25 protein-coding genes and 1 pseudogene are annotated in these 22,984 nt (G+C 67.7%); 7 read left to right on the forward strand and 19 right to left on the reverse strand.

What is annotated here, in order from left to right; genetic code table 11:
• Positions 1–180, forward strand: a pseudogene (locus tag ACWDZ4_RS19985) (single-stranded DNA-binding protein); the annotation flags it as partial.
• 55 nt (positions 181–235) lie between these two features.
• Here the strand turns inward: ACWDZ4_RS19985 and ACWDZ4_RS19990 are convergent.
• From ACWDZ4_RS19990 to ACWDZ4_RS20000, 3 genes are all read right to left on the reverse strand, one after another.
• Positions 236–1,777 (reverse strand): hypothetical protein, encoded by a 1,542-nt coding sequence (locus ACWDZ4_RS19990; RefSeq protein WP_451509725.1) that lies wholly within the window; start codon positions 1,775–1,777, stop codon positions 236–238.
• Positions 1,774–2,061, reverse strand: coding sequence for a hypothetical protein (locus ACWDZ4_RS19995; RefSeq protein ID WP_451509726.1), 288 nt, complete (start codon positions 2,059–2,061; stop codon positions 1,774–1,776). Before ACWDZ4_RS19995 ends, ACWDZ4_RS19990 begins: the two co-directional genes overlap by 4 nt.
• 73 nt (positions 2,062–2,134) lie before the next feature.
• Positions 2,135–2,848 (reverse strand): RNA polymerase sigma factor, encoded by a 714-nt coding sequence (locus ACWDZ4_RS20000; RefSeq protein ID WP_451509727.1) that lies wholly within the window; start codon positions 2,846–2,848, stop codon positions 2,135–2,137.
• Between the two features lie 403 nt (positions 2,849–3,251).
• Here ACWDZ4_RS20000 and ACWDZ4_RS20005 point away from each other — a divergent pair, with 403 nt between their 5' ends.
• The 4 genes from ACWDZ4_RS20005 (at position 3,252) to ACWDZ4_RS20020 (ending at position 5,963) form a co-directional block, all read left to right on the forward strand.
• Entirely contained in the window at positions 3,252–3,485 is a 234-nt protein-coding gene (locus tag ACWDZ4_RS20005) for a hypothetical protein (RefSeq protein WP_451509728.1), read from the forward strand.
• A gap of 193 nt (positions 3,486–3,678) precedes the next feature.
• Positions 3,679–4,224, forward strand: coding sequence for a hypothetical protein (locus tag ACWDZ4_RS20010; RefSeq protein ID WP_451509729.1), 546 nt, complete (start codon positions 3,679–3,681; stop codon positions 4,222–4,224).
• A gap of 902 nt (positions 4,225–5,126) precedes the next feature.
• On the forward strand, positions 5,127–5,534 hold the full coding sequence (locus ACWDZ4_RS20015) for a replication/maintenance protein RepL (protein WP_451509730.1): 408 nt from the start codon (positions 5,127–5,129) through the stop codon (positions 5,532–5,534).
• A 27-nt stretch (positions 5,535–5,561) separates the two neighbouring features.
• Positions 5,562–5,963 carry a hypothetical protein gene (locus ACWDZ4_RS20020; RefSeq protein WP_451509731.1) on the forward strand — a complete coding sequence of 134 codons (402 nt, stop codon included), beginning with the start codon at positions 5,562–5,564 and terminating at the stop codon, positions 5,961–5,963.
• A 181-nt stretch (positions 5,964–6,144) separates the two neighbouring features.
• On the opposite strand, the gene ACWDZ4_RS20025 is transcribed toward ACWDZ4_RS20020, so the two are convergent.
• Complete coding sequence (locus tag ACWDZ4_RS20025; protein WP_451509732.1) at positions 6,145–6,615, reverse strand: hypothetical protein; 471 nt, start codon at positions 6,613–6,615, stop codon at positions 6,145–6,147.
• A gap of 534 nt (positions 6,616–7,149) precedes the next feature.
• Here ACWDZ4_RS20025 and ACWDZ4_RS20030 point away from each other — a divergent pair.
• Complete coding sequence (locus tag ACWDZ4_RS20030; protein ID WP_451509733.1) at positions 7,150–8,184, forward strand: hypothetical protein; 1,035 nt, start codon at positions 7,150–7,152, stop codon at positions 8,182–8,184.
• A 183-nt stretch (positions 8,185–8,367) separates the two neighbouring features.
• Here the strand turns inward: ACWDZ4_RS20030 and ACWDZ4_RS20035 are convergent, their stop codons facing one another.
• From ACWDZ4_RS20035 to ACWDZ4_RS20105, 15 genes are all read right to left on the reverse strand, one after another.
• Positions 8,368–9,423: a hypothetical protein gene (locus tag ACWDZ4_RS20035; protein ID WP_451509734.1), complete on the reverse strand. Its 1,056-nt coding sequence runs from the start codon at positions 9,421–9,423 to the stop codon at positions 8,368–8,370.
• 93 nt (positions 9,424–9,516) lie between these two features.
• Complete coding sequence (locus ACWDZ4_RS20040; protein ID WP_451509735.1) at positions 9,517–11,118, reverse strand: hypothetical protein; 1,602 nt, start codon at positions 11,116–11,118, stop codon at positions 9,517–9,519.
• An 81-nt stretch (positions 11,119–11,199) separates the two neighbouring features.
• Complete coding sequence (locus ACWDZ4_RS20045; protein ID WP_451509736.1) at positions 11,200–11,655, reverse strand: hypothetical protein; 456 nt, start codon at positions 11,653–11,655, stop codon at positions 11,200–11,202.
• A 79-nt stretch (positions 11,656–11,734) separates the two neighbouring features.
• Positions 11,735–12,238 (reverse strand): hypothetical protein, encoded by a 504-nt coding sequence (locus tag ACWDZ4_RS20050; RefSeq protein WP_451509737.1) that lies wholly within the window; start codon positions 12,236–12,238, stop codon positions 11,735–11,737.
• 82 nt (positions 12,239–12,320) lie between these two features.
• A complete protein-coding gene (locus tag ACWDZ4_RS20055; protein WP_451509738.1) occupies positions 12,321–13,391 on the reverse strand; it encodes a hypothetical protein in 1,071 nt (356 codons plus the stop codon).
• A 178-nt stretch (positions 13,392–13,569) separates the two neighbouring features.
• Positions 13,570–14,292 carry a hypothetical protein gene (locus ACWDZ4_RS20060; RefSeq protein ID WP_451509739.1) on the reverse strand — a complete coding sequence of 241 codons (723 nt, stop codon included), beginning with the start codon at positions 14,290–14,292 and terminating at the stop codon, positions 13,570–13,572.
• 97 nt (positions 14,293–14,389) lie between these two features.
• Complete coding sequence (locus ACWDZ4_RS20065) at positions 14,390–15,286, reverse strand: hypothetical protein (RefSeq protein ID WP_451509740.1); 897 nt, start codon at positions 15,284–15,286, stop codon at positions 14,390–14,392.
• A 211-nt stretch (positions 15,287–15,497) separates the two neighbouring features.
• A complete protein-coding gene (locus tag ACWDZ4_RS20070) occupies positions 15,498–16,370 on the reverse strand; it encodes a hypothetical protein (RefSeq protein WP_451509741.1) in 873 nt (290 codons plus the stop codon).
• A 119-nt stretch (positions 16,371–16,489) separates the two neighbouring features.
• On the reverse strand, positions 16,490–16,783 hold the full coding sequence (locus ACWDZ4_RS20075) for a hypothetical protein (protein ID WP_451509742.1): 294 nt from the start codon (positions 16,781–16,783) through the stop codon (positions 16,490–16,492).
• Between the two features lie 100 nt (positions 16,784–16,883).
• A complete protein-coding gene (locus ACWDZ4_RS20080) occupies positions 16,884–17,726 on the reverse strand; it encodes a hypothetical protein (RefSeq protein ID WP_451509743.1) in 843 nt (280 codons plus the stop codon).
• Between the two features lie 197 nt (positions 17,727–17,923).
• On the reverse strand, positions 17,924–18,718 hold the full coding sequence (locus tag ACWDZ4_RS20085) for a hypothetical protein (protein ID WP_451509744.1): 795 nt from the start codon (positions 18,716–18,718) through the stop codon (positions 17,924–17,926).
• A gap of 73 nt (positions 18,719–18,791) precedes the next feature.
• Positions 18,792–19,589: a hypothetical protein gene (locus tag ACWDZ4_RS20090; protein WP_451509745.1), complete on the reverse strand. Its 798-nt coding sequence runs from the start codon at positions 19,587–19,589 to the stop codon at positions 18,792–18,794.
• An 87-nt stretch (positions 19,590–19,676) separates the two neighbouring features.
• Entirely contained in the window at positions 19,677–20,246 is a 570-nt protein-coding gene (locus ACWDZ4_RS20095) for a hypothetical protein (protein ID WP_451509746.1), read from the reverse strand.
• Positions 20,247–20,462: 216 nt separating this feature from the next.
• Complete coding sequence (locus tag ACWDZ4_RS20100; RefSeq protein WP_451509747.1) at positions 20,463–21,245, reverse strand: hypothetical protein; 783 nt, start codon at positions 21,243–21,245, stop codon at positions 20,463–20,465.
• A 242-nt stretch (positions 21,246–21,487) separates the two neighbouring features.
• The gene (locus ACWDZ4_RS20105) at positions 21,488–22,237 is read right to left on the reverse strand and encodes a hypothetical protein (protein WP_451509748.1); all 750 of its coding nucleotides are present in this window, start codon (positions 22,235–22,237) and stop codon (positions 21,488–21,490) included.
• Between the two features lie 276 nt (positions 22,238–22,513).
• Here ACWDZ4_RS20105 and ACWDZ4_RS20110 point away from each other — a divergent pair, with 276 nt between their 5' ends.
• Entirely contained in the window at positions 22,514–22,882 is a 369-nt protein-coding gene (locus ACWDZ4_RS20110) for a hypothetical protein (protein ID WP_451509749.1), read from the forward strand.
• The last annotated feature ends 102 nt before the right edge of the window (positions 22,883–22,984 follow it).

The raw sequence follows: 22,984 nt of genomic DNA on the forward strand, positions 1-22,984 counted from the left end.
GAAGACCGCGAGGGCGTCAAGCGCACGGTCTACGAGCTGGACGTCGAGGAAGTCGGCCCCAGCCTCAAGAACGCCACGGCCAAGGTCACCAAGACGAACACGGCGCAGGGCCCCGCAGTCGGCGCACAGGGCCGCTCCGTCGCCGATGACCCGTGGGTGTCGGCCGAGCCGCCGTTCTGATCAGGCGCACACGACCTGGGGCCCCGGATCGAAGTCCGGGGCCCCAGGTGTTTGTTCAGACTGCGGCAACCCATGCGGGTGGCAGGCTCAACAGCTCGCTGTCCGCAGGCTGTCCGAGAGCAGGGTCAGCCACCGCTTCCACGGGAAGTGCCGGTCCGGGCTCTGAGGCCGGAGGTGTGGGCTCGGGCTCCGCCGTGGGCTCCGGCTCCGGCTGGACGGGTTCCGGCTGGGGCTCCGGCTGGGCAGGCTCCGACTCCGGGGTGGACTTCGGGCCTGGCTCGGGCTCTGGTTCAGACACAGGCTTCAGCGCCGGCTTGGGCGCAGGTTCCGGCTTAGGCGCGGGCTTCGGCGCGGGTTTGGGCTTGGGCGCAGGTTTCAGTGCAGGTGCGGGCTTGGGCGCCGGCTCCCGGATAACGGCCACGGGCGGCTCGGCAGCAACTTCAGCAGGAGGTACAGCGGCTGGAACGGGCTCGTTCTTCACCTCCCGGCTGTTGTCAGTAGCCTCTGGCGGCCGCGAGGCGTCCACAACGATCGCGACAGCGTCGTTCGGACCTGCCGGCGCATTGTCGAGGACGCTCGCACCAGCGGTGCCCAGCACAAGCTGCACAGCTCGCACGAGCTGCAAAGTTTCGGTGCTTCCCGTCTGAACAGCCTCCTGCACCGTTTCCTCGGTCACGCTGAGCGTGCCGAACGCCAGGGCGGCAAGCCGGTCGGGAAGACGCGGCACTGCGGACAGCGGCACCCTGTTCAACATCGCTTGATGGTTGGCGGCCCTGGTTTCCTTGTCCTGCTCAACCAGGATGCGCTTCCACTCTTGCAGCCGTGCTTTGTCAGTGCCCCACAGCACGACCCGGCCGTGGCGAAGGACGTTCTGGAAGATTGCCTTGTTGCCACCCTCCGCACTCCAGGCGGAGGCCGAAGCTTTGTCCGGGAAGATCCGGAAGCCGACCTTCTCGAAGTTATAGGAGAAGGTGAAAGCGATCGAGGTGCCCACAGACGCCTCGCTCGTCATCACCTGGCCGTCCTCGTCCACGCACTTCGCCTCGTACGCCCCGATGGGGTCGCACTGGATGCGCCCGCCCTCGGCGAACTTGGCGAAGTCGGGAAGCCTGTACGTCTTGTCCGCAACTACGTCATCTTGGCTGATAGCAGCGGGGGAGGACGAAGGAGCCTTCGCGCCGTTGCCGGACGGCTGGAGCCACTGCGTGAGGAGAGCTCCGCCCACGATGGCGGGCGCTGCGACAGCCGCGATGCGCGCCCAGCGTGGTGGCCGCGGCCGCCTGTGCGCACCGCTCATCACCGGGGAGGGAGGAACAACGCCGGCGTCCGGAGCGGCCTCGAAGCGTGGGACGGTCTGATCTGTGCCCAGCCGCTCGTTCATCTCGCGAATCTGCTTGCAGTGCTCACGGACGAGTGCCTGTATTCGCGGCACGCTCATCTCGGGGCACACGCGCCTGATGCTCTTGACCGCGTTCTCGAAGGACTGGTCGGGACACACGAACAGGTAGGTGATGCCCTCTTCGTGGTTCTCGAAGGTTATGACGTCCGCGCCCATGTCCTCTTCGAGGATGCGCAGTTGCTGGGTGGTACCGCTCACTGGTTGCGGTCCGGCGCGCTCTGCCCCAGGCGCGCGGCGACGTTCTTGGCAATCTGCACCATGCGCTCGTCGTCCACCTCCTCGATGTCAGCTATGCCGAGACGCAGGCCAGGACCCGCATCTACGACCCGCGCGTGTACGCCGGGGTCGGTGAGGTCTTCGGAGGATTCGGAATGCAGGGGCTTGCGAGCACCACGGTCGGCTTCGCGCATCATGGCGTCGTAGGCGCGCTGACGAGCGGCCTCGCTGATGGGTCGGCGCGGCGCGAGAGCCCTGGCCGCCATGACCATTCCGCGGATGCCGGGGTCGTCAGGTACTGCGCCGCCGGACAAGCAGCGGTCAAGCTGCTCTGCGGCGCTATCCCATCGACCCAGCATCGTGTTTCTCCCTCAGCATCACTGGTGCTGCGTTCATTACATCCGCTTCCCACTGCGCATCGGAAGCGGACAGCAGATACGTGGCCAAGTTGCTGTCACCTTCAGGCATGAGCTTTCGCAGCTTTGCGAGTGCTCGACACTGCAACACTCGAATCGTACCCACTGCCTTGCCCATGATTTCCGCAGTCTCGGAAGTTGAGTGCCCGGACGTAATGCGGAGCCTCAGCACCTCGCGTTGCTGTTCGGGAAGTTTGTCCAGCTTTTTGCTGATCGCGCAGCGTAGCTCCCGCCACTGAGCAGTTTCCTCGGGGCCCATCTCGGAGCTGGGGGCGTCCAGGTGCCAGAAATCGCCGGTCGGCTGTTCGTACCCGCGGTTCCTCATCGGGCGGAAGTGGTCGTTGAACACGTTGCGGGCGATGGCCCAGACCCAGGCCAAGATGCCCCCGCCGGTGTAACCGTGGATGTTCTGAACGACTTTGACGAAGACTTCTTGGGCCAGATCTTCTGCTGTGACCGGGTCTTGGATGCGGGCTTGCATGAAGCGCACCATCGGCTCGTACATGCCGGTGAACAGTTCGGCGAGGGCGGCCTTGTTGGTCGGGTCCTGCGCGGCCAACGCCGCGGCGGCCTCCAAGGGGTGCCCGAACTCACCGTCGCACGACGTGATTTCGTTCGCGCTGGGCGTCTGGGGCATACCGCCTCGCTCAGGTTTTGATCCGCTCTGGAATGCCATCTTCCGACAGGCCAGAACTAGCGCGCTACCTTCTGTTCGCACGAGTGATCGAAAGATCAACAAATGAGGCAAAGAGACTCATTCGCGCCAGCCGAGAGGATTGGCCCCCATTAGAACCGGGGCGTTTTCGGATATTCCCCCCCATACCACCGAAGCGACAAGACTAGCGTTCAATTTCGTTCGTTACGCGAGCGTTACAAAAAGATAGGCCCGTTGAGTCCCCGCCTGCCCAGCAATCAACGCTCCATGCGCACATCCGGCCACCCCTCTGACTCTCAGACCTGGCATACACTATTCGCCACTGGTCAACCAGATGCCGGGACGAGCGACCCGGCGTAACCAGAACCCAGGGGGAGAAGCACTCATGCAGAATGCTCACTTCGTTGAACGAATCAACCAGTTGCCGTTCGAGACGTGGCTGTGCCTTGCCGAGAGCGCGCAGCAGATGAGCCTGCCGTCGGCCGAGGTGGAGAAGTTGCTCCGGGCCGGCCGCCGCTGCGGCATGATCACCGTCCGTCGCGAGGAAGGGCCGCTTCAGTTCAAGCGTGTACGCCGGCGCCCGATTCAGCAGACCCGGCGGGACGTGCCCCACCGATGAGCGCTGCACCCGCACAAGTTCGGACGGTGTCTCCTGCGGTAAGGAGACACCAGGGGCGCAGGTCGGTTACCCCGCAACCAGGGAGGGTACTGAGAGACCACTTGCACCGATGGCTGACGCCATGGCGGTATCAGTTGCGGACAACCTATGGGCAGGCCGCCCTTGCCCTCCGATACGGCGCAGGGACCAACAGATGACGGAGGCTCAATCCATCGCGTCATGGCGCTCGCGAACCATCCTTCACCTTGCCACCGCACAGGCAGCTGGAGATGAGCAGGAAGCGGCACGGATCGCCCGGAGTCTGCGCGCCATGCACATCGCGCTGGGCGAACGCCGCATCGGTACAGGCCAGGAACAGGCCACCTACCTGCTTGCCCGCAGCACCAGAACAGCGCTGCCTGAGCTGCTGACCGTGGGTATCGACACGAACTTCTGGCCTGCCCCGCCGAACTCTCCTGTGTCCGCCGAGCCATACCCGGCCTCACCGGATACCGAGCGGCAGATCACTGACCTGTTCCAGTCCGCCGGCCCGTTGTCGGACCGGCACGCTACCGAACCGCGGTACGAAGCTCGGTACCGGCCGCAGGATGGCCAACGGTACAAAGGCGACCCATTGCCCTGGGCGATCTGGGACACGCAAGAAGACCTGCCAGTCGCCTACCACGGCGACCAGGAGCTGAGCGAGTACCAGGCCGATCTGGCGACAGCGGCGTACGAGAAGAAGCACGAGAAGCAGTGACGGCACTTGGGAGCAAGTCGCTCTCCTCAGTGCCCAAGCATTGGAACTAGCGTAGCTGCCCATGTGCGAGCCGTTGTCGCTCACTTCAGAGCAACTTGGCTGATACCGGTGAGAGTGCGGGTGCCTCCGCCTCGCCGGATCACAAGCTCCGGCATCGTCAGGGTGAACGTTCTGTGGCTGAGGTCCAGGACGCTGGGCCTAAGTTGATCGGCGTAGAAGCGAACGCCGGTGCCCAGCTGAGGAGGCGTCCATACGGATGTCAAAGCAGCCAACCAGGGGCCGGGAGAAGGTGGTTGGAGTGTTCACCGGGACGGTTGAGCACAGTGGGCAAGACGAGGAAGTTCTGACGGGCCCTTTTAGTAAGAGGGATGCGGGAACTTTGGGCCTCTGACCTGCATGTTTCGTTTAGCAAATGTCGGCGGCCACCGACATTACGCCTCTCCGAATGTCGGTGGCCGCCCACACGAGCCCGCAAAAGTTGCAGATACTCGCAACTTACCGTGACGGGGAAGCGAAAGTTGCGAGTATCTGCAACATTCCCCCACGCAGCACGGCTCGTCGCTTCACTCACCCTGCGTCGTGACTCTCGGGGCGCCAACGCACCCCCGCAAGCATGAGCTACAGCAAAAGTTGTAACCTGTGACAACTCTCGGGCGCGTATGTTGCTTCTACTCGCAACTTTTGCCGTACAGTGCCGGGCACCTGTACCGGAAAGGATCATCATGGGTGCTGCTGCACGACCCCTACGTTCCCGGCAAACTGAGCCAAAACCTCGCAGTACCGCCCTGAGGCCGGCGGGACCCGGTCCTAACAATGACCTGGCCCAGATCATCGCTGAGCAGTTCGGTAACGGCCCGATCCACGAGGTCAAGACCATCGTGTACCGACGCTCACCGCATGAGATGTTGGGAGAAGAGGGCTACTCCCTCGTCTCGAACTACTTCCTGCGGCGGGTGCTGCCGTACTGCTTGATGCACCGAATCATCAGCCCCTTGCAGGCCGCAGTGCTGTCGAACATGATCGGCCGCCAGAAGAAGGGTCTGATCTCGGCGACACACGCCGAGATCGCCGAAGAGATCGGCGTGAAGCGCACGAGCATCGGCCACCCTCTCAAGGCGCTGTGCAACAAGAACCTCCTGCGCCTGGAGAAAAGAGGCACTTACCAACTCAATCCCACGGTGGCGTACAACGGGAACGGTACGGAGCAGAAGAACTTCCTCGCCGAACTCCGTGCCCTCCACCTGGCGTCAGGCTTCCCTGACGACTTGGACCCCGAGCTGACGCTCTTCCCGCAGACCGACATCGCCTGACACACGAGGACTCATGCCATGCATGCCATGCTGCTGAACACGACAGGACTGTTGGGTCAGCTCTACGAGCTGGAGCTGACACCGACGGCGATCAAAGTGCTCTCCGTGATGGTTCGCTTCCAGCAGGCTGGGGGGGACGTGGAGATGAAGCAGACCGACATCGACGCGATTCTCGGAGTCGGACCGAGCGCGATGAGCAAGGCCATGACACTCCTTGTCGAACGCGGCCTGGTGCTGCGCTCGGCGGAAGGCCGCGGGCACAGCTACTCGCTCAACCCCGCCATCGCCGGCTACGAGTCCGAGTACGACTTGAAGGCGGAGATGACCAAGCAGCTCGCAGTCGGCGGTCCGCCGCCCATCCATGTGCCGGGCTACGAGAAGATGCCGCCGAAGCCTGGCAGCGCCCCGGGCCTACGCAGCGTGGCATAGAGCTCCACGCAGCAGAGAGGCCCCCGGCGCAATGTCGGGGGCCTCTCCACACCTGTACGCGGAGTGGTCTCCGCTGCTTGCTGCCAGTATGCCTAATGGCCCGGTGAAGGTCTATGCGGACTCGTCAGCTCGTGTCCGGAGCCGCCCTTGCAGAGGGTGTTCCCCAGGGGAACACCCTGCGTCAGATCATGCGGATCGCGGCCCACATCTGGTATCCGCCGGCGAGGACGTGGCTGCCGTAGTCATCGGCGATCGTCTTGACGACGTTCAGACCAAGGGTGCAGTCGCCCGGGGTGGCGGGCAAGGGCTCGGCGTGCTCGACCGATATGAAGACGTGCTCGGTGTCCAGCCAGAGTGCGCACAGCAGGGTGTCGTCGTGTGCCCGGGTGTAGGCGACAGCGACCAGTTCGGACAGGCACGTCTGGACCCGCCGGATGGTCCGCTCGGGATTCGGGTTCGTGAGACACAAGGTCAGCAGTGAGCGGGCGACGGCCCGTGCCTGAAGCGGGGCGCTGCCGTCAGCATTCACGACGAAGCGTGCCGAGCGCTTGATGGCGCAACGGGTTGGCACAGTGGCGGGGGCGGGACGCTGCTGCGGCTGTGATCTCGGCAGCGCCATCGAAATGGAAACGCCTTCCGGTGTAATCGTCACAGCAGTACCCCCATGGTGCTTGTCCTCGCACATTTCATCTACAGATGTCCCGCCAGGGCCGGAAGAAGGCCGAGAGGAGCAAGGCCGTGGACTGCCGGCCTCGCTCCCCTCGTGCACTCCCTATCCCCAGTCGCTGTCCATCAAAGAAGCCGCCACGACCACGGTCGGCGCAGGCGATCCCCAGTCGGTGTCACGTTCATCCGCCGGCGAAACGGGCGCAGGCGATCCCCAGTCGGTGTCGTTGGCGGTCACGGCGGAACCTCGGGTTGATTCAGGCGATGCGACGCCGCTGCTCGAAGCGACAGAGGTCAGGGCCAAGGTGGCAACAGCGGCGGCCGCCAGCAGCGAAGCTGCGGCACGGAGTCGGAGCGGCGTGTGAGCCATGTGATCTTCCTTTGCAGGGCAGGGCGGGGTCGTGGTGCATATGCGTATGGCGCTTGACTAACTGACCCCAGGACACACTGTGCAGTTGCTTAAGATCAACCGGTGAGGATGTCGTACGTGCGCAATTTCGCACTTTGGAAGGGATAAACCATGCCTGAACCGGCAAATCCTGATGCGCGCAACGATGCCTTGACCCTCTCCCCGGACGAGGTGGCCTACTACCACCGAGTAGGACGGAACGAGGAAGTCGACCCCGAGAACCCTCACTTGAAACGTCTGATCAGCCTCGGCCTGGTCCTCAAAGACATCTGGGTTCCCGGGCGCTACATACAAGCAAATCTCAGGGAGGCCGAGGCCCGCCTACGCCAGCAGGCCGAGGCCGGCGCATCCGCGTACCTGAAGCGCATGGCTGCCATACCCAGCCTTCTCGCTCTCCTTGAACGGGAGCAGCGCCACCAGATCCCAGACAGCACCCGCGATGTCTTCCTCCCCGGCATCGAGCTTGCCAATGACGCAATCATCCGGGCCATGGACGCGGTGAAGTACGAGACCCTTACCGCGCAGCCTGGCCTGCGCAAGGCCAGCACCCTCGCTCGATCCATCCGGCGCGATACAGAGTTCCTGAAACGCGGAGCTGCGATGAAGATCCTCTACCCCACCAGTGCGCGCAGCAACGAACCCCTACGTGAGTACGTCACCGCGGTGACCGCCCTCGGAGCTCAGGTCCGCACGATTCCCGAAACATTCTCCCGGCTGATGATCTTCGACGACAAGCACGCCTTCTTCGAGGACGGCGGAGTCATCCAGAGCCCCGAACTCGGCGGAGTCGTGGCGGAGCCTCGCGAAGGAGCATGGCACATCCAGCACCCAGGGATGATCAGCTATGAGCGTGAGCAGTACCGGCAGAAATGGGAACGAGGCACCCCATGGCGCGGCAACGAAGCTGAGAACAAGACCGCGGTCACCACACCGCTCCAACGATCAATCCTGTGGGAACTGGAAGCCGGCCGGGACCAGACAAGGATCGCCGCTCACCTCCACGTCAGCCTGAAAACGGTCAACCGTGCCGTGAACGAACTCCGTGAAACGCTGGGCTTCAAGACCCCATACCAACTCGGCGCCTGGTGGATGCTCGCCACGGAAGAACGGCTCCTCGACCATCACCCGAACACGGAGAAGCGGTGACGACAGTCCCTGTGGCCTCCCGACTTCTCAGCAGATGAACCACTTAGCCCGGATCTCCCCCCGCACGCCAGGGACGGAAGTAGGGCCAGTCACCTATCGCAGAAGGGCCCCAGGGAAACCCTGGGGCCCTTCTTGCTGCCGGTTGGGCAAGCAGCATCGGCGCGCCCAACCGTACGGGACGGATCAGAACTCGTCGTCCTCCGGGTCCGTGAGCACGCCGAGCGTCGGGTCGTAGCGCACCGGCGTGTGAACGTACCCGTCCTCGGAGACCCTCCAGCCTGCCCGCAGTACGGCCTTCACCGGAACCGGCACGCACGCTTCCTCGATCGGTACGGCGCCGCCGGCCGACAGCACGACGCCATCCGTTCCAACGGGGTCCAGCACCACCAGGAGGCAGTGCCCACCATCCTTCACGTAGCAGTGCCACGGTGCCAGATCGGCAGGCAGCTCCCGCGGGTACGGCCGATCCAGAAGCAGGCCGGCCAGTGCGCGGCGCACGATCGTCTGCGGGCTGGTGGTGACGCCGCCCGACGTCGACGGGGTGAAGCACCGGACGGGCCGAGCGTCTGTCTGGAGCTGACGCCGGGCCTGTTTCCTCACGCGCGGCAAGGGAGCGAGTTGACTTTCCTCCACGGCCTTCGTGTCGATCGCTGTCCATGCGCCGACCAGCCCCCGGAACATCCCGTACGTCGGATCGTTGGGAAGGCCGACCTGGGCAGGCCAGGACTGCGGCGGAAGGTGGGTCTCCTCGTGGAACGTCAGCGGCCCGTTGACCATGAGGGCCTGGGGGCTGCACAGGCCGAGCCGGGCCGCCTCCAGGGTGTCGCTCCACCACGACACCCACGTACCGCCGTCGTACGCGACCCCCCACGTGGCTGCCCGAATCGGAATGCCGCTGCGCGAGTGCGCGGGAGGTTCCTCCCACACCAGGAAGCCGGCCGCCGACGGCACGATCTGTTCGATCCCCTCGTGCCGCAGCTCCACATCAACCGCCACAGCACAGGCCGCCGCGTCGAAGTAGTAGAGATCCCCGGACGCGAGACGCTGCCGCTCGTCCTTCGCCAACGCCGCGGCCCGCTCCTCCACACGGGGCAGCGCCTCCACCTGCGGGGGCATCAGGAAGCGCACCCCCTGGCGCATCATGCCGGCCCACGCGAGGGCCGCGTTGTGCACCGTGAAGTCCAGAGTCGACATCCACAGCTCGTGTGTGAACTCCGGAGGGTACCTACGCTCACTCAACAGAGATCTCCTTGATACTGGCACGGGGCGGAGCCACTTCCACTGGCTCCGCCCCGACCACTTTGCCTCACCGCACTGACACACCGGGTGCGGTCAGCTCAACTCCCACGCGGTGTACGAACGCTGAGCCGCAGCTTTATCGGCGTACACCTCTGACCTTTCGGCGTAGTCGCCTTCCCCTCCGGACATGCCGCCCTCGTCGCCCCATGCCTCCCACAGCGACCGCACCCCGCCCGGCGTGGTGAAGTCGTGGCGGCGCAGCACCTTGCTGCTGCCCCACTGGTAGCCCTTGTGACTGTCGCTGGCGAGCTCGTGCGCCTGGTGCCCGGTCGCATCCAGCAGCAGCCGCCACACCTCCGGGTCGACCCGGGTACGGCTGGACGTCACCAGATTGAGCGCCTGCACGGCTGCCTCCGGCAGCATCTCCGGCCGCTCCGCCGACCGCACCGCCGGGTAATACTCCATCATCCACTCACCGACGACCAGGACACCGTCGTCCCACAGCGACCACTTAGACGCCACATGCGCCGGCCGCACGCCGGCGACCACCTCCAGGCGGTCGGCGTTCCAGCAGTCCACCCGCCTGTCCAGCCAGTCCCGGGCAAACGCAGGGTCCGAGGTCACGGCGGCTGACGAGCGCGGGTGCTGGGGCGCCACAACGATGCGGCCCGCACCGTCTGGGATGTGCGGCCGCCGCGCGCTCAGGATCTCCGCCGCGGTTGTGTGCCCCGCTTTCTGTCGCTGCAAGGCGTGGCTGTAGCTGATGCCCGCGTCAGCCAGCAGCGCCGCGTCGGCCGGGGTGAAGCGCTTGGACCCGTACGAGTGGTAACCGATCCACCCCGCCTCCTCCCACTGCTCCTGCGGGCGAGACAGGAGCACACGGGCATCCTCCTCACTCTCCAACGCGAACCGCCCAAGCTTCGAGACAGCCCGTCTGTAGTCCCAACCAGCCAAGATCAGCACATGTGCTGCTGCCTCGCCGACCCCCCCGGCCTTCCACGTGCTGATCTCGTACTCGGCACGCAGCTCGTTGATCAGCTCGGCCCGCTCCGCGGTGAGCGGGTACCGGACCGCGATGAAACTACGGCCGTAGTTGTTGCGGCTCCAGTCGTCGCCGTCCATCCCGTTGTAGTACAGGGCCCACACCTCGCCGCGCGCTGCGTTGACCCGGATCTCATCATCCGGCCAGTGCTCGTGGACGCCACGCCGCAACTCGGCCCCGTACGGCACCGCAACCGTTCCCGTCAGATCCCCTACGGCATCGGCCGCCGGCACCTCCCCGTCGCCCGGGAAGCCGCGCCCGAACAGGTTCCGACGACGCTGCTCCAGCTGCGCACACCGCGCCGCAACAGCCTCGCTCGCCAGAATGTCGGCAGCCTCCTCGGCGGTCGCCGGCCGGACGTGGATGACGAAGAGCCACCCGTCCACGCCGATCAGGTCGCTGGGCTGGTCACCGTCCTCATCCCGGCAATACACCGGTGGGTCCTCGCTCACCGTGGTGACGATCGCCGATACCCGCCGCTCATCCAGGCGCCGGTAACCGGGGGCGTCGGCGGGAAACGGCCGCTCCTCGCTCTCCCACAGCTCCGCCCGCAGCACTGTGCCCGGCGCGGCCCACTGGCCGGGCCGCGGCTTGTACGGGCCGGGCTCGCCCCGACTGATCATCCATCGCGATTGCTCGCTGCCCTTGCTCATCGTGGTCCTTTCGTAACGGTACGGAGCAGGATGTCGGGCGGCACTGACACCGCCCGGTACTCCCAGCAGTCCCGGCCGTCTCTACAGATCGCTGGCGGCATCCGGGTGCTCGCGGTGAGCGGACTGGAGCTGTTTCACGAGAAGCTCCAGCTGGAAGCCGCTGTAGCCCGCATTCACCAGGCTCCTCACCCACGCTGACCCGAGCGGGGCCAGGGATGGGCGCCGCCCGATAAGGGCTTCGGCCTCTTCCTCGGTCATCTGCCCGGCCCTCCGCTCCGCCACCGGAGCATCGAGTGCAGCCGGGCCCGTGCCTTTCACCAGACGCTCAGCCGCAGCATCCGCCGGGTTGAGCGTCAAGGCGGTCTCTACCGGGAATCTCGGGTGGCCGGCGCTCGTGTCGATGCTGGTCACCGTCCAGGCGCTCCAGGATGTCCCGTCCTTCTCGCACCAGTGGAAGGTCGACCCCGGGTAGGGAACCTCGGGCAGTTCGACGCCTGTTTGATCGCAGTGGGGAAAGTGGAGCGTCACCGTGGGCATCAGGGATTCCTTCGTAGTCGTGCGCTGTGTGGGCAGGATGCCGGACGGTGCTGACACTGCCCGACAGTTTCGGGAATTTCTACAGGTCACCGACAGCGTCGCGGTGCTCCGGGCACGGTCCGAAGCGTCCGTGACGGTCGAGGGGGTGGACGTGGCGCTTACCGGAGAGCGAGCAGGCACTCGCAGGGTCCTCGGCGCAGGTCACGACGCATGTGCATTCCTGGCGGACCTCGATCCAGTCGACCAGGGCCGCCTGGTAGCGCTGAGCGGTTGTCTCGGCGAGCTCACGAAGGGCGTTGATGTGAGGGGCATACGCGCTGATGGTCTGAGCGACCCACGGGACCTGGGCCACCTCCGCGGGGGTGCGCCGGACCAGCGCGCCCGTCACCGTCTCCATGAATTGCGGCAGGGGCATCGCCGGCGTGGGGGCAGTGGCCGCAGGCGTCAGCATCTTGTCGATGAGGTTGCGGGCCTCGACGAGTTGGTCGGCTGCGGAGTGCGGGGCGCCGTCCTCGGCGTACGTCTCGGCGAGTTCGATCGCACCCGCAATGTCCTGGTAGCTGGTGGGCGGCATGGCGTTCATGGCTGGTTCCTCGGGTGTGTGAAGAGGGCAAAGAGGGGATGGGCTGCTGGCTGGGGTGCGGCGGACGCCTGCCGAAGCGGGCTCAGTTGACCAGACTGCGCAGGAACGCCCGCGCCTGGCGCTGATGCTCGGCGTCGTCCAGGGCGTGGTGGTGGCGGCCGGTATGCGGCGGCAGCTTCACGCCGCCCGCCAGCCGGCGCAACCGCTCCAAGTCATCCGCCCACTCCGGGATCGTGTCCGGCATCACCGACCAGTCGTTACGCCACAGCGTGTGCAACCGGATCACGTCCTGGGCACCACAGTTCACCCACAGGGTCACGTCTTCGCCGAGCTCGGCGAAAAACGCTTCCACCCGGCGACGGATCTCCGCGTAGCCGAGCACGTGCGGGTGACTGCGGTCGAGCGCACCGTCCGCGGTAAGAGGCAGGTGCGGCCACACGTGCTCACGCTGGAACTGCACCCGCCGCACGGCCGCGACGTCCATGTCCGCGTTGACGACGTACAGGCTGCGCCCCGGCCCGGCGGTCAGCCCCAGGGACACCAAGCCGTGCGGAGTCAGGTCATCGGGCAGGAACTCGCAGTCGAGATCCACCTCCGCGCCCGTGGCGACCTCGACGCTCGGGCCCCGCTGGAGACCGAGCACCGCGGCGGTAAGCCCGCGCAGCCCGTCGTACAAGGCAGCCGCGTCCGACGACAGGAAACCCAGCTCGCGGCCCGCTGTCTGCTCCGCCTGCCGCCGCCAGTCCGGACGCCCCACGTCCCCGGGCACCGAACCCTCACGGTGGGCTCTGACCACGTCCGCGACGGTGTTCAGCTCCCCGGCGAACTCGGCGCGGCGACCTTCGTCGTCACCACCGACGAGCAGCACCACGCCGAGGTCGTCTCGGTAGCTGGCCCACACCGGGTACGTCTCGTCCCGGGCGCTGCCGTAGACCAGGAGAGCAGGGGCAACCCAGCGGCCGGCCGAAGCAGGCCACGCCGGGGTGATGCCGACCTGGGCAAGGTGGGTGTTCACCTTCTTCGCCTGGTCGGCCGCCCGTGCCCGCTGCTGCTGCTCCTCCAGGGTCTCCCGCTCGCGCTCTGCCTCCTCGGCCTTCGCCAACCATTCCGGTGTCGTACCGGGGCCGAAGCGGGCGGACTCGGGTATGGGCATCTTCATCTCCGTCTCGTCATAGGGGTGGGGCCGCGAACTGATTGGCTCCCTGTCCCTGCCCGGCCGTGGGTGACTCGGGCGGGGACAGGCAACCGTCACTTCGCGGGTTGCGTCTCGTGCAGCTCGGCGACTCGCTGGCCCGGCCGGAAGGTCCGGCCGGATCAGCGATGGGGTGGGGTCAGTCGGCGTCGGAGCGGGCGTTGGTTCGGCCCATGCCGTAGGCGGTCTGCTGCACGAACCGCACCGGCCACGGCAGGCGGAGCGGGCGGTGGCGGCGGCCGTCCTCGGGGCGATGGATCAGGTAGCGGGTGGAGGGCCGCCACTCGTGCGACTCGGGTAGCCGGTCCGCGCCCGTGCCGTCGTGCGAGCGGGTCGTCTCGACCGCGTATACGTCGCCCTGGCGCCGGACCCGCAAACCCTTCTGTAGGGCCTTCTTCACCTCAGCAGGGGTGAGCCAGTCGAGTGCAGCGGCGACGGCGGTCACGGTCCCGGGAACGCGTGCGGCCCACGGGCCCGAGCCGGCGTCATCCGGGCCCCACAGGTAGCTGAGGCTCGCGTACCGGGCCGGCTGCCTGCCGTAGCTGCGCCAGCCCGCGGCGTGCATCAACACCATGCCGTCGAACCGGTCGACCACCTCCAGGTGGGCGGTGCCGTACTTGCCCTCGATCTCCGTCTCGCCGCCACGGCGCTTGATCTCCTGGATGACGGACTCCCACAGCCGCGCGTGGGCTCGCTGCGGCAACGGCAGCGGCTGCGGCAGCGGAGCGGCGCGGCGGCGCCGTTCGACCCGCAGGCGGACTATGGCGGTTTTTGACCTCTGGCCAGGCAACTGGTGCACGGTCAGGTGCGCGGCCAGGGCGGCGGGGTTCCTGACGATGTTCGAGGGCGGGGACGAGGGCATGACGGTGCCTTTCGGTGTGCTGGTACAGGAAGGGGAACCGGGGTTCCGCACCTCCCCGCCCGTGCCGGGGCGCGGGCGGGCAGTGCGGCACACCGGGTCAGTGGGAAGCGGCGTACTCGGCGATGGCCTGGGCGCAGTGCGCGGAGTCCTGGGCGAGGGTGAGGGAGGCGGGCGCGGTGTCGAGCGTGTCGATGTACTCGCCGTTGCCGTCGTAGAGCGAGGCGCCCCAGGTCTCGTCATGGCCGGACGCGGGCCGGTCTGCGTGTTCGCCGGAGGAGATGCGAAAGTGCAGGCCCTTGTACGTGTCGCGCTCCGGGGTGGACGGGTCCAGCGGCACCACGATCCAGGTGAACCCGCCCTCGCCGTCCGCGTACGCCGGGTAGCAGTACGCCCCGAGAGCGGCCGAGAGCGCGTCCCCTTCGGTGGGCGTCGGCTTGAGGTCGGTGGGGGTCAGCTCCAGGCGCATGTTCGGGGTGGCGACGAACAGCCGGCCGATCACGTCATGCAGCACCCACGCTTCCCAGTGACCCATCCACGCGGCGAGCAGCGAACGGGCGCGGGACTGCGAAATGACGCGCCGGTCAGTCTCCTGCCACGGGCCGCCTCGGGCACGCCATTCCGGGTGCAGCTGGGCCAGTTCGTACCCCGGGGCGGTCGCCGCTGTCTTGACGCTCCCTCTGAGCAGTGCGGCTTCTCCGTGCGGGGAGAGCCCGCCAGGCTTGTTGCCGATCCGCTCGAACCATGCGAGTTCCAGTTCCGCGGACTCGTGGGCAACCTGCGCGGCCGCGCCGACGGCGGTCGCGTACGCCACGCAGACCTGTAGCTCCTTGAGTCCTTCGGCGGCCCGCTCCGCTTCACCGGCCGCCTGCACGGAAGGCGGGTACAGCGGCAGCAGCGCGGACCGTTCCGCAGCCTGCCGCCGTCCGTGCTCGATCTTGCCGCGCAGGGTGTTCAAGGCCTTACGGGCGGCGTCTCGCTGGGTTGTGGCGGTCATCAACGCGTGAGTGAGGCGCCGGCGCTCGATATCGCGATAGCGCTTGGTCTGGATGTGTTCGGCAAGGGAGCCGGGAGTGGTCACGGAGTGCTCCGGTTTCGGGCAGGGCGGGGCGCGGCCGCGCACGGGCGCGCGCAGCCGGCCGCCGCGAGAGGGAAGGGAGAGGAAGGGGGACCGTGGCCGCCGCACGCGGGGTGCGGCGGCCGGGCGGTCAGAGTGCGCGAATGGCGGCGAGCTGGTTGTCCAGGGAGCCGGTTACGGTGATGCGCATGCGCGGGTCATCGGAGTGGTGGATCTCGACCCTGACCATGTCGTCCACGCCCATCGTCACGGTGCAGCGGCCGCCCAGAGTCGGCCAGTTGTACATGTCACCGACGCGCAGCCCGGGGGCCGCTGTCTTCAGCATCCGGGCTGCGGTCCCGTACACGCGGTCGTGCTGGCGTACGTCATCGTTCGTCAGGTCGAGGGAGCGCAGCAGCACGACGGCCTGAGTGATGTTGAGGTCCGCGAAGGTCACGGAAGCGTCCAGGCCGGTGCCGCCCTCGTACACGTCGTGCGGGCTGCGGTCGAGCGCATGCTTGACCGCCGAGTGGGCCCGCCCGCCGCCGGTCAGCTCCCAGACGGTGTGCGCTGCTCCGAAGTCCCACGCGGTGGTGTGCTCGCAGCCGGCCAGGGCGTCACCGATCCGGCTCACCGCGCGCAGTACCTGGCACCGGGCGTCGTGGGCGGGAACGATGGTGTCCGTGATCATGCGGGCGAGTGCGCTCCCGTACGCCGTAGCGGTCAGTGCGTCCGGTGCGATGTGGGCTTCCTGGCGCGTGCCGTCAGACAGGAGGGCCGCAGTGAACAGGAGCCCGTTCTGCGCGCCCAGCAGTTCGATGCGGTGGCCCTTGTGGGAGCGGATGGAGCCTTCCATGCTGCCGTTGTTGGCGGGGAACGTCATCCAACCGGGGCCGAGAGTCTGCCGTGCGGCTCCCATTACGGCCGAGGCGGTGAAGGTGAGGGAGGTGAGTGTGGTGGGCACGGTGGTGCCTTCCTGGTTGAGTTCGGAGCGGGTGTTGTCCGGCTCGCTCGTGCCGTCCAACAAGAAAAACTGTATACCATGTCTAAGGTTGGGGAAAGGGAAAGGGCCCGGAAACCCCGGACCCTCTCACCCCACCACCCGCCTACCCCGCCGACGAGTACGCCGCCCACGCCCTCACCTCAGCCATCGATCAGTCTCGGCATCCCGCCGGGGAACATGTCGCGCAGCGCCAGACGCTCCTCGTACTGCCGGGTGATCTCCTCGTCGTCGAGCTGGACGCCGGCGATGGCCGCGGCCTCCCGGGCGAGGAGGAACCGGCCGTACAGCCACCACAGTTCGGTACGGGACGGCCACACCTTCGACCCCCATACTTCCTGCCAGGTCTCGCCGTGCGTGCTGAGCGCGGTGACGTACTCGCCGAACTCGCGGAACAGCAACTCGGCGACGCCGTCGCGCTCGGCCTTGGTGGACATGTGATCTGGTCTCCGTTCAAAGGCGGGGAGGAGTGGGCCGGGACCCGGCGGCGTACCGGGCCCCGGCGGGCGGTCAACAGCCCGAAGCGGTCAGCACGGGCTACTCGCCGGCGGGCGCAGGGCGAAGGATGCGCATGTGGCGCCACCACTTGAAACGGCTCGGCCCGAGAACGTATCCGGCATCCTGGAGCGTGTAGTCAAACGCCCCCGGGTGGTAGACGGCGTGACCGGAGAAATGGAACAGCAGGGCGCCCAGGTGCGCATCCGGCGCGGAGCCCTCGGGCATGTGCTCGGGCAGCGCGGGCGTCATACCCACTTCCCACCCCACGTTGCGGTGGGAGCCCTGGAGGAGACGGCGAACCCGGTGCGCGAGCGCCCATTCCTCGCGCCGCTCCGACGGGGGCCGCACCACCAGGTGGTGAAGGATGTGCCACTCGCGCCTCTCGGAACCCTCCCCCTCGTGAACAGTCTCGACATCGAACCCAGCGGCATGCAGCGCGGGCAACGCCACATCGCTGATGGACAGCTCACGGCAGTTCCAGCCGCCCGCGACGTCGATCCTGACCGTGCCCGCATGCGGCGACACGTCGAACACCGCGTACCCGGGCCTACCATCCCGCTCCAGCACACCGATGGTCTCCTTCACCTCCGGGAGCAGAGGCCCAACCGGCGGGGAGAATGCTCCACCGTCATTGGTGTCCGCCACGTATTCCCATCCTTCAGCGGTGATCACGTCGATCGCCTGCCGGTTCAGGACGCGCCAACGGTTCGTCCCCTCGGTAGAGGTCATCAGCCAAGCGCCCTGCTTCCCCTCGACGACCGGGGCGACCATCACACACACGTCGTTGTAGGGCAGCACACGCAAGCCCGAAGCGTCCGGCGGAGAGTTCTCGTCCAGTACGGGCAGGGAAGCGGCGGACAGGAAGGAACGGGCGGCGTCCATGAACGGCGCCATGGACGCGGGTACAGGGGCACCAGGAGAGGCAAGGGACGACACGGTGAGACTCCTCAGAAGAGAACGAGCGGGGGGAACGGCGGCACGGTGCGCCCTGCTCACGGCCGCGAGGGTGCGGCCGAGGGAAGAGAGCAGCAGGCCGGCGGGGCGCGCGCCCCGCCGGACCGGGTGGGCTGGTGGGCTGGCTAGATGCGGTACAGGGCTTCGTTCGCGGCGTGGTGCGCCTCGATGGAGCTGAACGGCAGGTACCGGACGGGGCCCGCCGTCCCGTCCTCTGCGGTGCGCCGGATGGCCACCGACCCATACGGGTGGAGCTCCACGTACGGAGGGACGATCTCGAACAGGAACACGGCGGTGCCGATGCGGCGGGCGTACTCCCACCGGCCGGGCGGCATCGTCTGCCGCATCCCGATGACGAACAGCGCGTACGAGCGGGCGAACTCCACCAGGGCGCGGCGCGTCTCGTACAGGGCCACGTACGGGATCGCGCGCCGGACGGCGGTCAGGAACTCGGTCACGGCCTTGTCCAGGGCGCGGCCGTCACACTCACCACGGATGGCGCCTGTCACCACACGCAGGGCCTCCATGCCAGCCATGTAGCCCCGGCTCCACGCTCGCGCCACGGCCTCGCCCGCCTTCTCCTCACGGATGCCGCACTGGATCGCGAGCTTGCCCACGGCGAACACCGCCGGGTGCTCCAGCGTCGCCCCGTCCGGCTCGTGCGTCAGGCGGGACACAGCGTGCTCGACGTCGGCGAGAAGCTGCCACTCCTCGGCGTCCTCGGCGCGCGCCACGGCCTTGAGCGCCTCGTGCAGGATGCGGTCGGCCTGGTCGTCCATGTCGAGGAGCGGCATCGCGCACAGAGCCTTGTCGAGCCCTTGCACGGTTTCCGGGGAGCCGCGGTGCTCGGCGGCGCGCACGGCTTCTTGCCCGGCGGTCAGCAGCTCCCGCATAGCAGCGGTGACGGTGGTGGTGGTCATGGTCGAGTCCTCCAGGGGCTAAGGGATGGAAGAGGGGGCGACGGCCGGCGGGGCGCACGCCCCGCCGGGCGGATCACAGGGAGTCGGTGAAGCGGTCGATGACCTTGCGCCGGGTACGGGTGGTCAGCGCGACCGTGCGGATCGGCTCGTACGAACCGGCCTGCCGGACGGTCACGCGCCCGTGGGGGAATCCTTCGAGCCATTCCGCTTCGATCAGCTCGAAGGTGTACCGCCGCGTTCCGAGAACCCGGGACCACTCGATGTAGCTGCCGTTCATCCGGACGATGCGGCCCCCGATGGGGAACAGGCCGTAGATGCGCGCGGCGTACTCCGCGAACTGGGCAGCAGTGGCGACCGCGACGTAAGCGACAGCGGTCCGCAGCCGTCCGGCGAACTCCTCGGCGGTACGTACCGTCAGGGCTTCGGCCGGACGTGCGTCGGTCCGCCGCAGCATGATCCCGAGCAGGCGCGTTCCCGACTCGGCCGCGCGGGTCCACGGGCTCAACCGGCTGGACTCCATATCGGCCTGCTGCTCGTGGCACATGGCCAGCAGCCGGACTACATCCCCCGTTGCCTCCGCCTGGTGCGGGCGGAACCAACTCGGCTTCATCCCGGCCAGGTTCTCCACGGTGGCCACCATGTGGTCGATGCGGGGGAAGACCTGCGACTCCTCGGCGATCTCCAGCGTGCGGAGCAGCCCTATGTACTTCTCGTCGTCCGTCACCTTGTCGCGCGGGCCCCCAGGGAGTGCCAGGGCGGCACGGGACAGCTCGGCGAGGGTCGACGGCTCCGGGGACTGCCGGACACGGTGTACGGCGGTACGGAAGGCCAGCAGGGGCGTGCGGTAGTCGACGGCAACGCCGGTGGTCATATCGGGAGTCCTCCGGGAGGCAGCGAGCAGGGGGAAAGGGAGCGGGCCGGCGGGGCGTACCCGGGCGGTACGCCCCGCCGGGCCGAGTCACAGCCGGTCGAGCGCGGCCGTCACCACGCGGGGAAAAGCGGACAAGAGCGTGGCGTACGCGACGAGACCGATGGCCTCTTGATCGGTGGGGTCCTCGGCCGGCACGTAGGCGAACGTCAGGCTGAGGTCCGGGAGGCGGAGGTAAATCGTTCCGGTCTCCGTCAAGGACACCTCGAACTCCTTGCCCCACTTATGGGTTGCCGTAGCGAGGAACGCGGCCTGAGCGGTTCCCCACGGGCCGGGCTGCACCGTCGGAATGCCCGCAAGGTGGTTCGGCGCTGCGCCGGGGGTGACACACAGCAGGTACGCGTGACCCACTCGGTACGGGTTCTCTCCGTCGGCCACTGGGCGCCCGGGAAGCGGGGCGTCAGCCGGTACGTGGGCCGGGGAGAACAGCGGTACACCGAGGGCAGCCAAGCGTGCGGGGTTCACGAACAGCTCACGGATCTTCGCGTCGGTCTTCGGCTTGGCCATGGGGCCGCACTCCACAGACGCCCAAGTGCCGGAAGCTAGCCGCTCCAGGGTGCAAGCGCGGTGGAAGATGCGGTCACCGGTGGCGAACGCCACGGGAACGAGCGGCAGCACGGAAGGGGAAAGAAGCAGCACGGCTGTACTCCAGGATTGGTACGGGAAGCGAGCGGGCGAAGGATGACTCGCGGGGCACAGTTACGGCGCGCCCTGCACACGGCCGCGACGGAAGAGCGGCGCGGACGAGTGCGGGAGACGGCGGAACGGGGGAGGGGCGGGGCCCGGGGGTGACAGGCGCGCTCACCCCCGGGACAGCTACGCGGAGGGCGGGACCTTCGCACCGAAGAACCGGACGGCGGTTGCCGCACTCATGGGACCGACGGTCTTCGACGGGCCACCCCGGAAGCCCGCGAAAAACCGCAGAGCCGGAGACCCAGGGATGCGCTGACGGTCGAGCATCCTGCACAGCACCCACGGGCCGTCATCGGCGTGGACGAGGAACACCCCGTGCGCGTTCCGTCGCGGCTCGTACCGCACGCCGGCCTCAGCCAGCAGGACCGACAGTGCTTCCATGTCCCGGGCTACGGCCTTGTCGGCGTACTCGGGAAGCGGCGGAGACGTGGTGAACGAGCCGCACGCCACGGTGTACCGGCGCCCGTGGTGCGTCTTCGGCTGACGGCACTCCCCGCACAGGGGGTTCGCCGGGGAGTCGGGACGCGGCTGGACGTCGAAGGCATCACACGCCGTCGCGTTCGGGTTGCGGTGCTCGCTCTTCCACTGACCGCACTCACCGCACGCCGGCGTACGGGGCGTGGGGAGTGGCCGGGCCTCCTGAACCATGACGTGGAACGTCCCGTCGGCGTACGTGAACCCCACGGTCTTGCTCAGGTCGTCCAGGGCCAGTGCGCCCCCGCATTCGATGGCGTTGATCAGGAGAGCCCGCAGCAGCGCGCCGGACATCGGACGCGGGTTGGGGGTGCCCGGATTCAGGTGCCGGGCGGGCGACGCGGTCACGGAGTAGGCGGAGAACGTCACTTCGGACGGGTCGGTCAGGGGCCGGAACATGGCGGTACGGGCGTCATCACGGACAGCAGACACAGAGAACTCCCAAGGGGAAAGGGACTGGAGGGGCCGGGAAACCGAGGAAGGGCCGAATGGCGGAACAGGGGCCGGCGGGGCGCATCCGTGAGACGGGAGCCCAACGCCGTGACCAGCGCAAAGGAACGTTCGTGGAACCCGTGAGACCGTCTTACGCGTGCGCGCGGGGGGGTCGGGGGTCGCGTCGTGGTGCCGTGGGCCGGCCGGGGCGCACCGGGGTGCGGTGCGCCCCGGACCGGGGTTCAGCGGGTGATGCGGGCCCGGACGGTGCGGCGGAAGCGCGTGAGCCGGTAGGTGATGCGGTGGAGCCGGGCGCGCCATCCGAAGGTGCGCACGGTGACGCGGGCGCGGTCGCGCAGTCGCATGTCTGTCCACGGGATGTGACCGAGGCAGGTGAGGTTGTCGATGATGGTGTTGGCAACGCGCTGGGGGGACGCGTCGGCGGGGGCGAGCACTCCGGGCTGCAAGCACCAGCCGTCCATGTCGGTGGAGTCGAGGGCGGCCCACTTCCAGCCCTCTGCCCACTTCATGACCACGTCGTCGTCACCGACGCGCAGCCCGTATCCCTGGCACTGCACCGGGCCGGCGTGCGCGTCGAGGTAGCCCGCGCGGATGAGCAGCGCTTCGACGGTGCGGAGGAACGCCCGGTCGTCGGTGTGGTCACCGTGGAAGGCGCGCGCCTTGCGCTCCCCTTCGCTCCAGCCGTGCCCGTCGGTGTCGCGGTAGTCGCCGCTGAGTGCCAGGTCGAGAACCTTGGCGGCGGCGGAGCCGTACGTGTCGTCCACGTCGGGGACTCCCACGGTCCACACGGTGGCGGGAAGGGCTTCGTCGGCGGCGGGGGCGTTGGCGTAGAGGTCCACGCCGCTTACGCGGCCGTCGGGGAGCTGGGCGATGGCGATGAACACGCGGTCGGGGGCGATGTATTCGACCTCTTCGCCCTCGGTCGCTTCGTCGGTGGCTACGTCGCTGATCTTGGCCAGTGTGACGGACATGGGTGTCCCCTTCGGTTGATTCGGAGCGGGTGTTGTCCGGCTCGCTCGTGCCGTCCAACGAGTTGAACTGTACACCACGTCTACCGATGGATGTCAACACCCGCTCGGAAACCCTGAATTTCCGCCCTCCTTATAGGGGGCACCGCAACTGTTCTTAGATGTGGTTGTCAGTTCTGTCATTGGTCATATACAGTGGTGTTCACACCGACCAACCGGACGGCGAACGGAACGAGCGATCCGTTCACCCGTCCGGGCTCCAGGACCAAGGGGACCCCCGTGTCTGCTGCCGAACGCCGCACCCTCCGCCGCCGCCGCGCCGCCGAACTCCGCACCCGCCGCCGTCAGAACCGCGCCTACCGCGACATGACGGAGCGTGTGAAGGTCAGCGACTACCTGACCATGCTCGGGATGGACGAGAAGGACATCGATCGCTATGGGTCGTGGGCCGGCCGTCACGTCGCCTCCGAGTACCGGGCGGCGCACCACAGGCACCAGCCGCGCCAGACCCGCATGCGCACGAAGCCGTGCAAGGGCCACCCCAACGGCCGCTGGATCAAGGTCTTCATCTACCGCCTGACGGACCCCGCGCTCCCCACCGGATGCGGCAAGTACCAGCGCACGGCGGAGTACGTCCCCGCCGCGTAGCCCTGGCTACCCCCATGACCGGCCGGGCGGCCGGCATTCCCCCCACCGGCCGCCCGGTCCCCATGCACCACCACGCGTAGCTCCCCATGCCCGCAACACGTC

It is taken from the genome of Streptomyces sp. NPDC003016 (assembly GCF_053591455.1).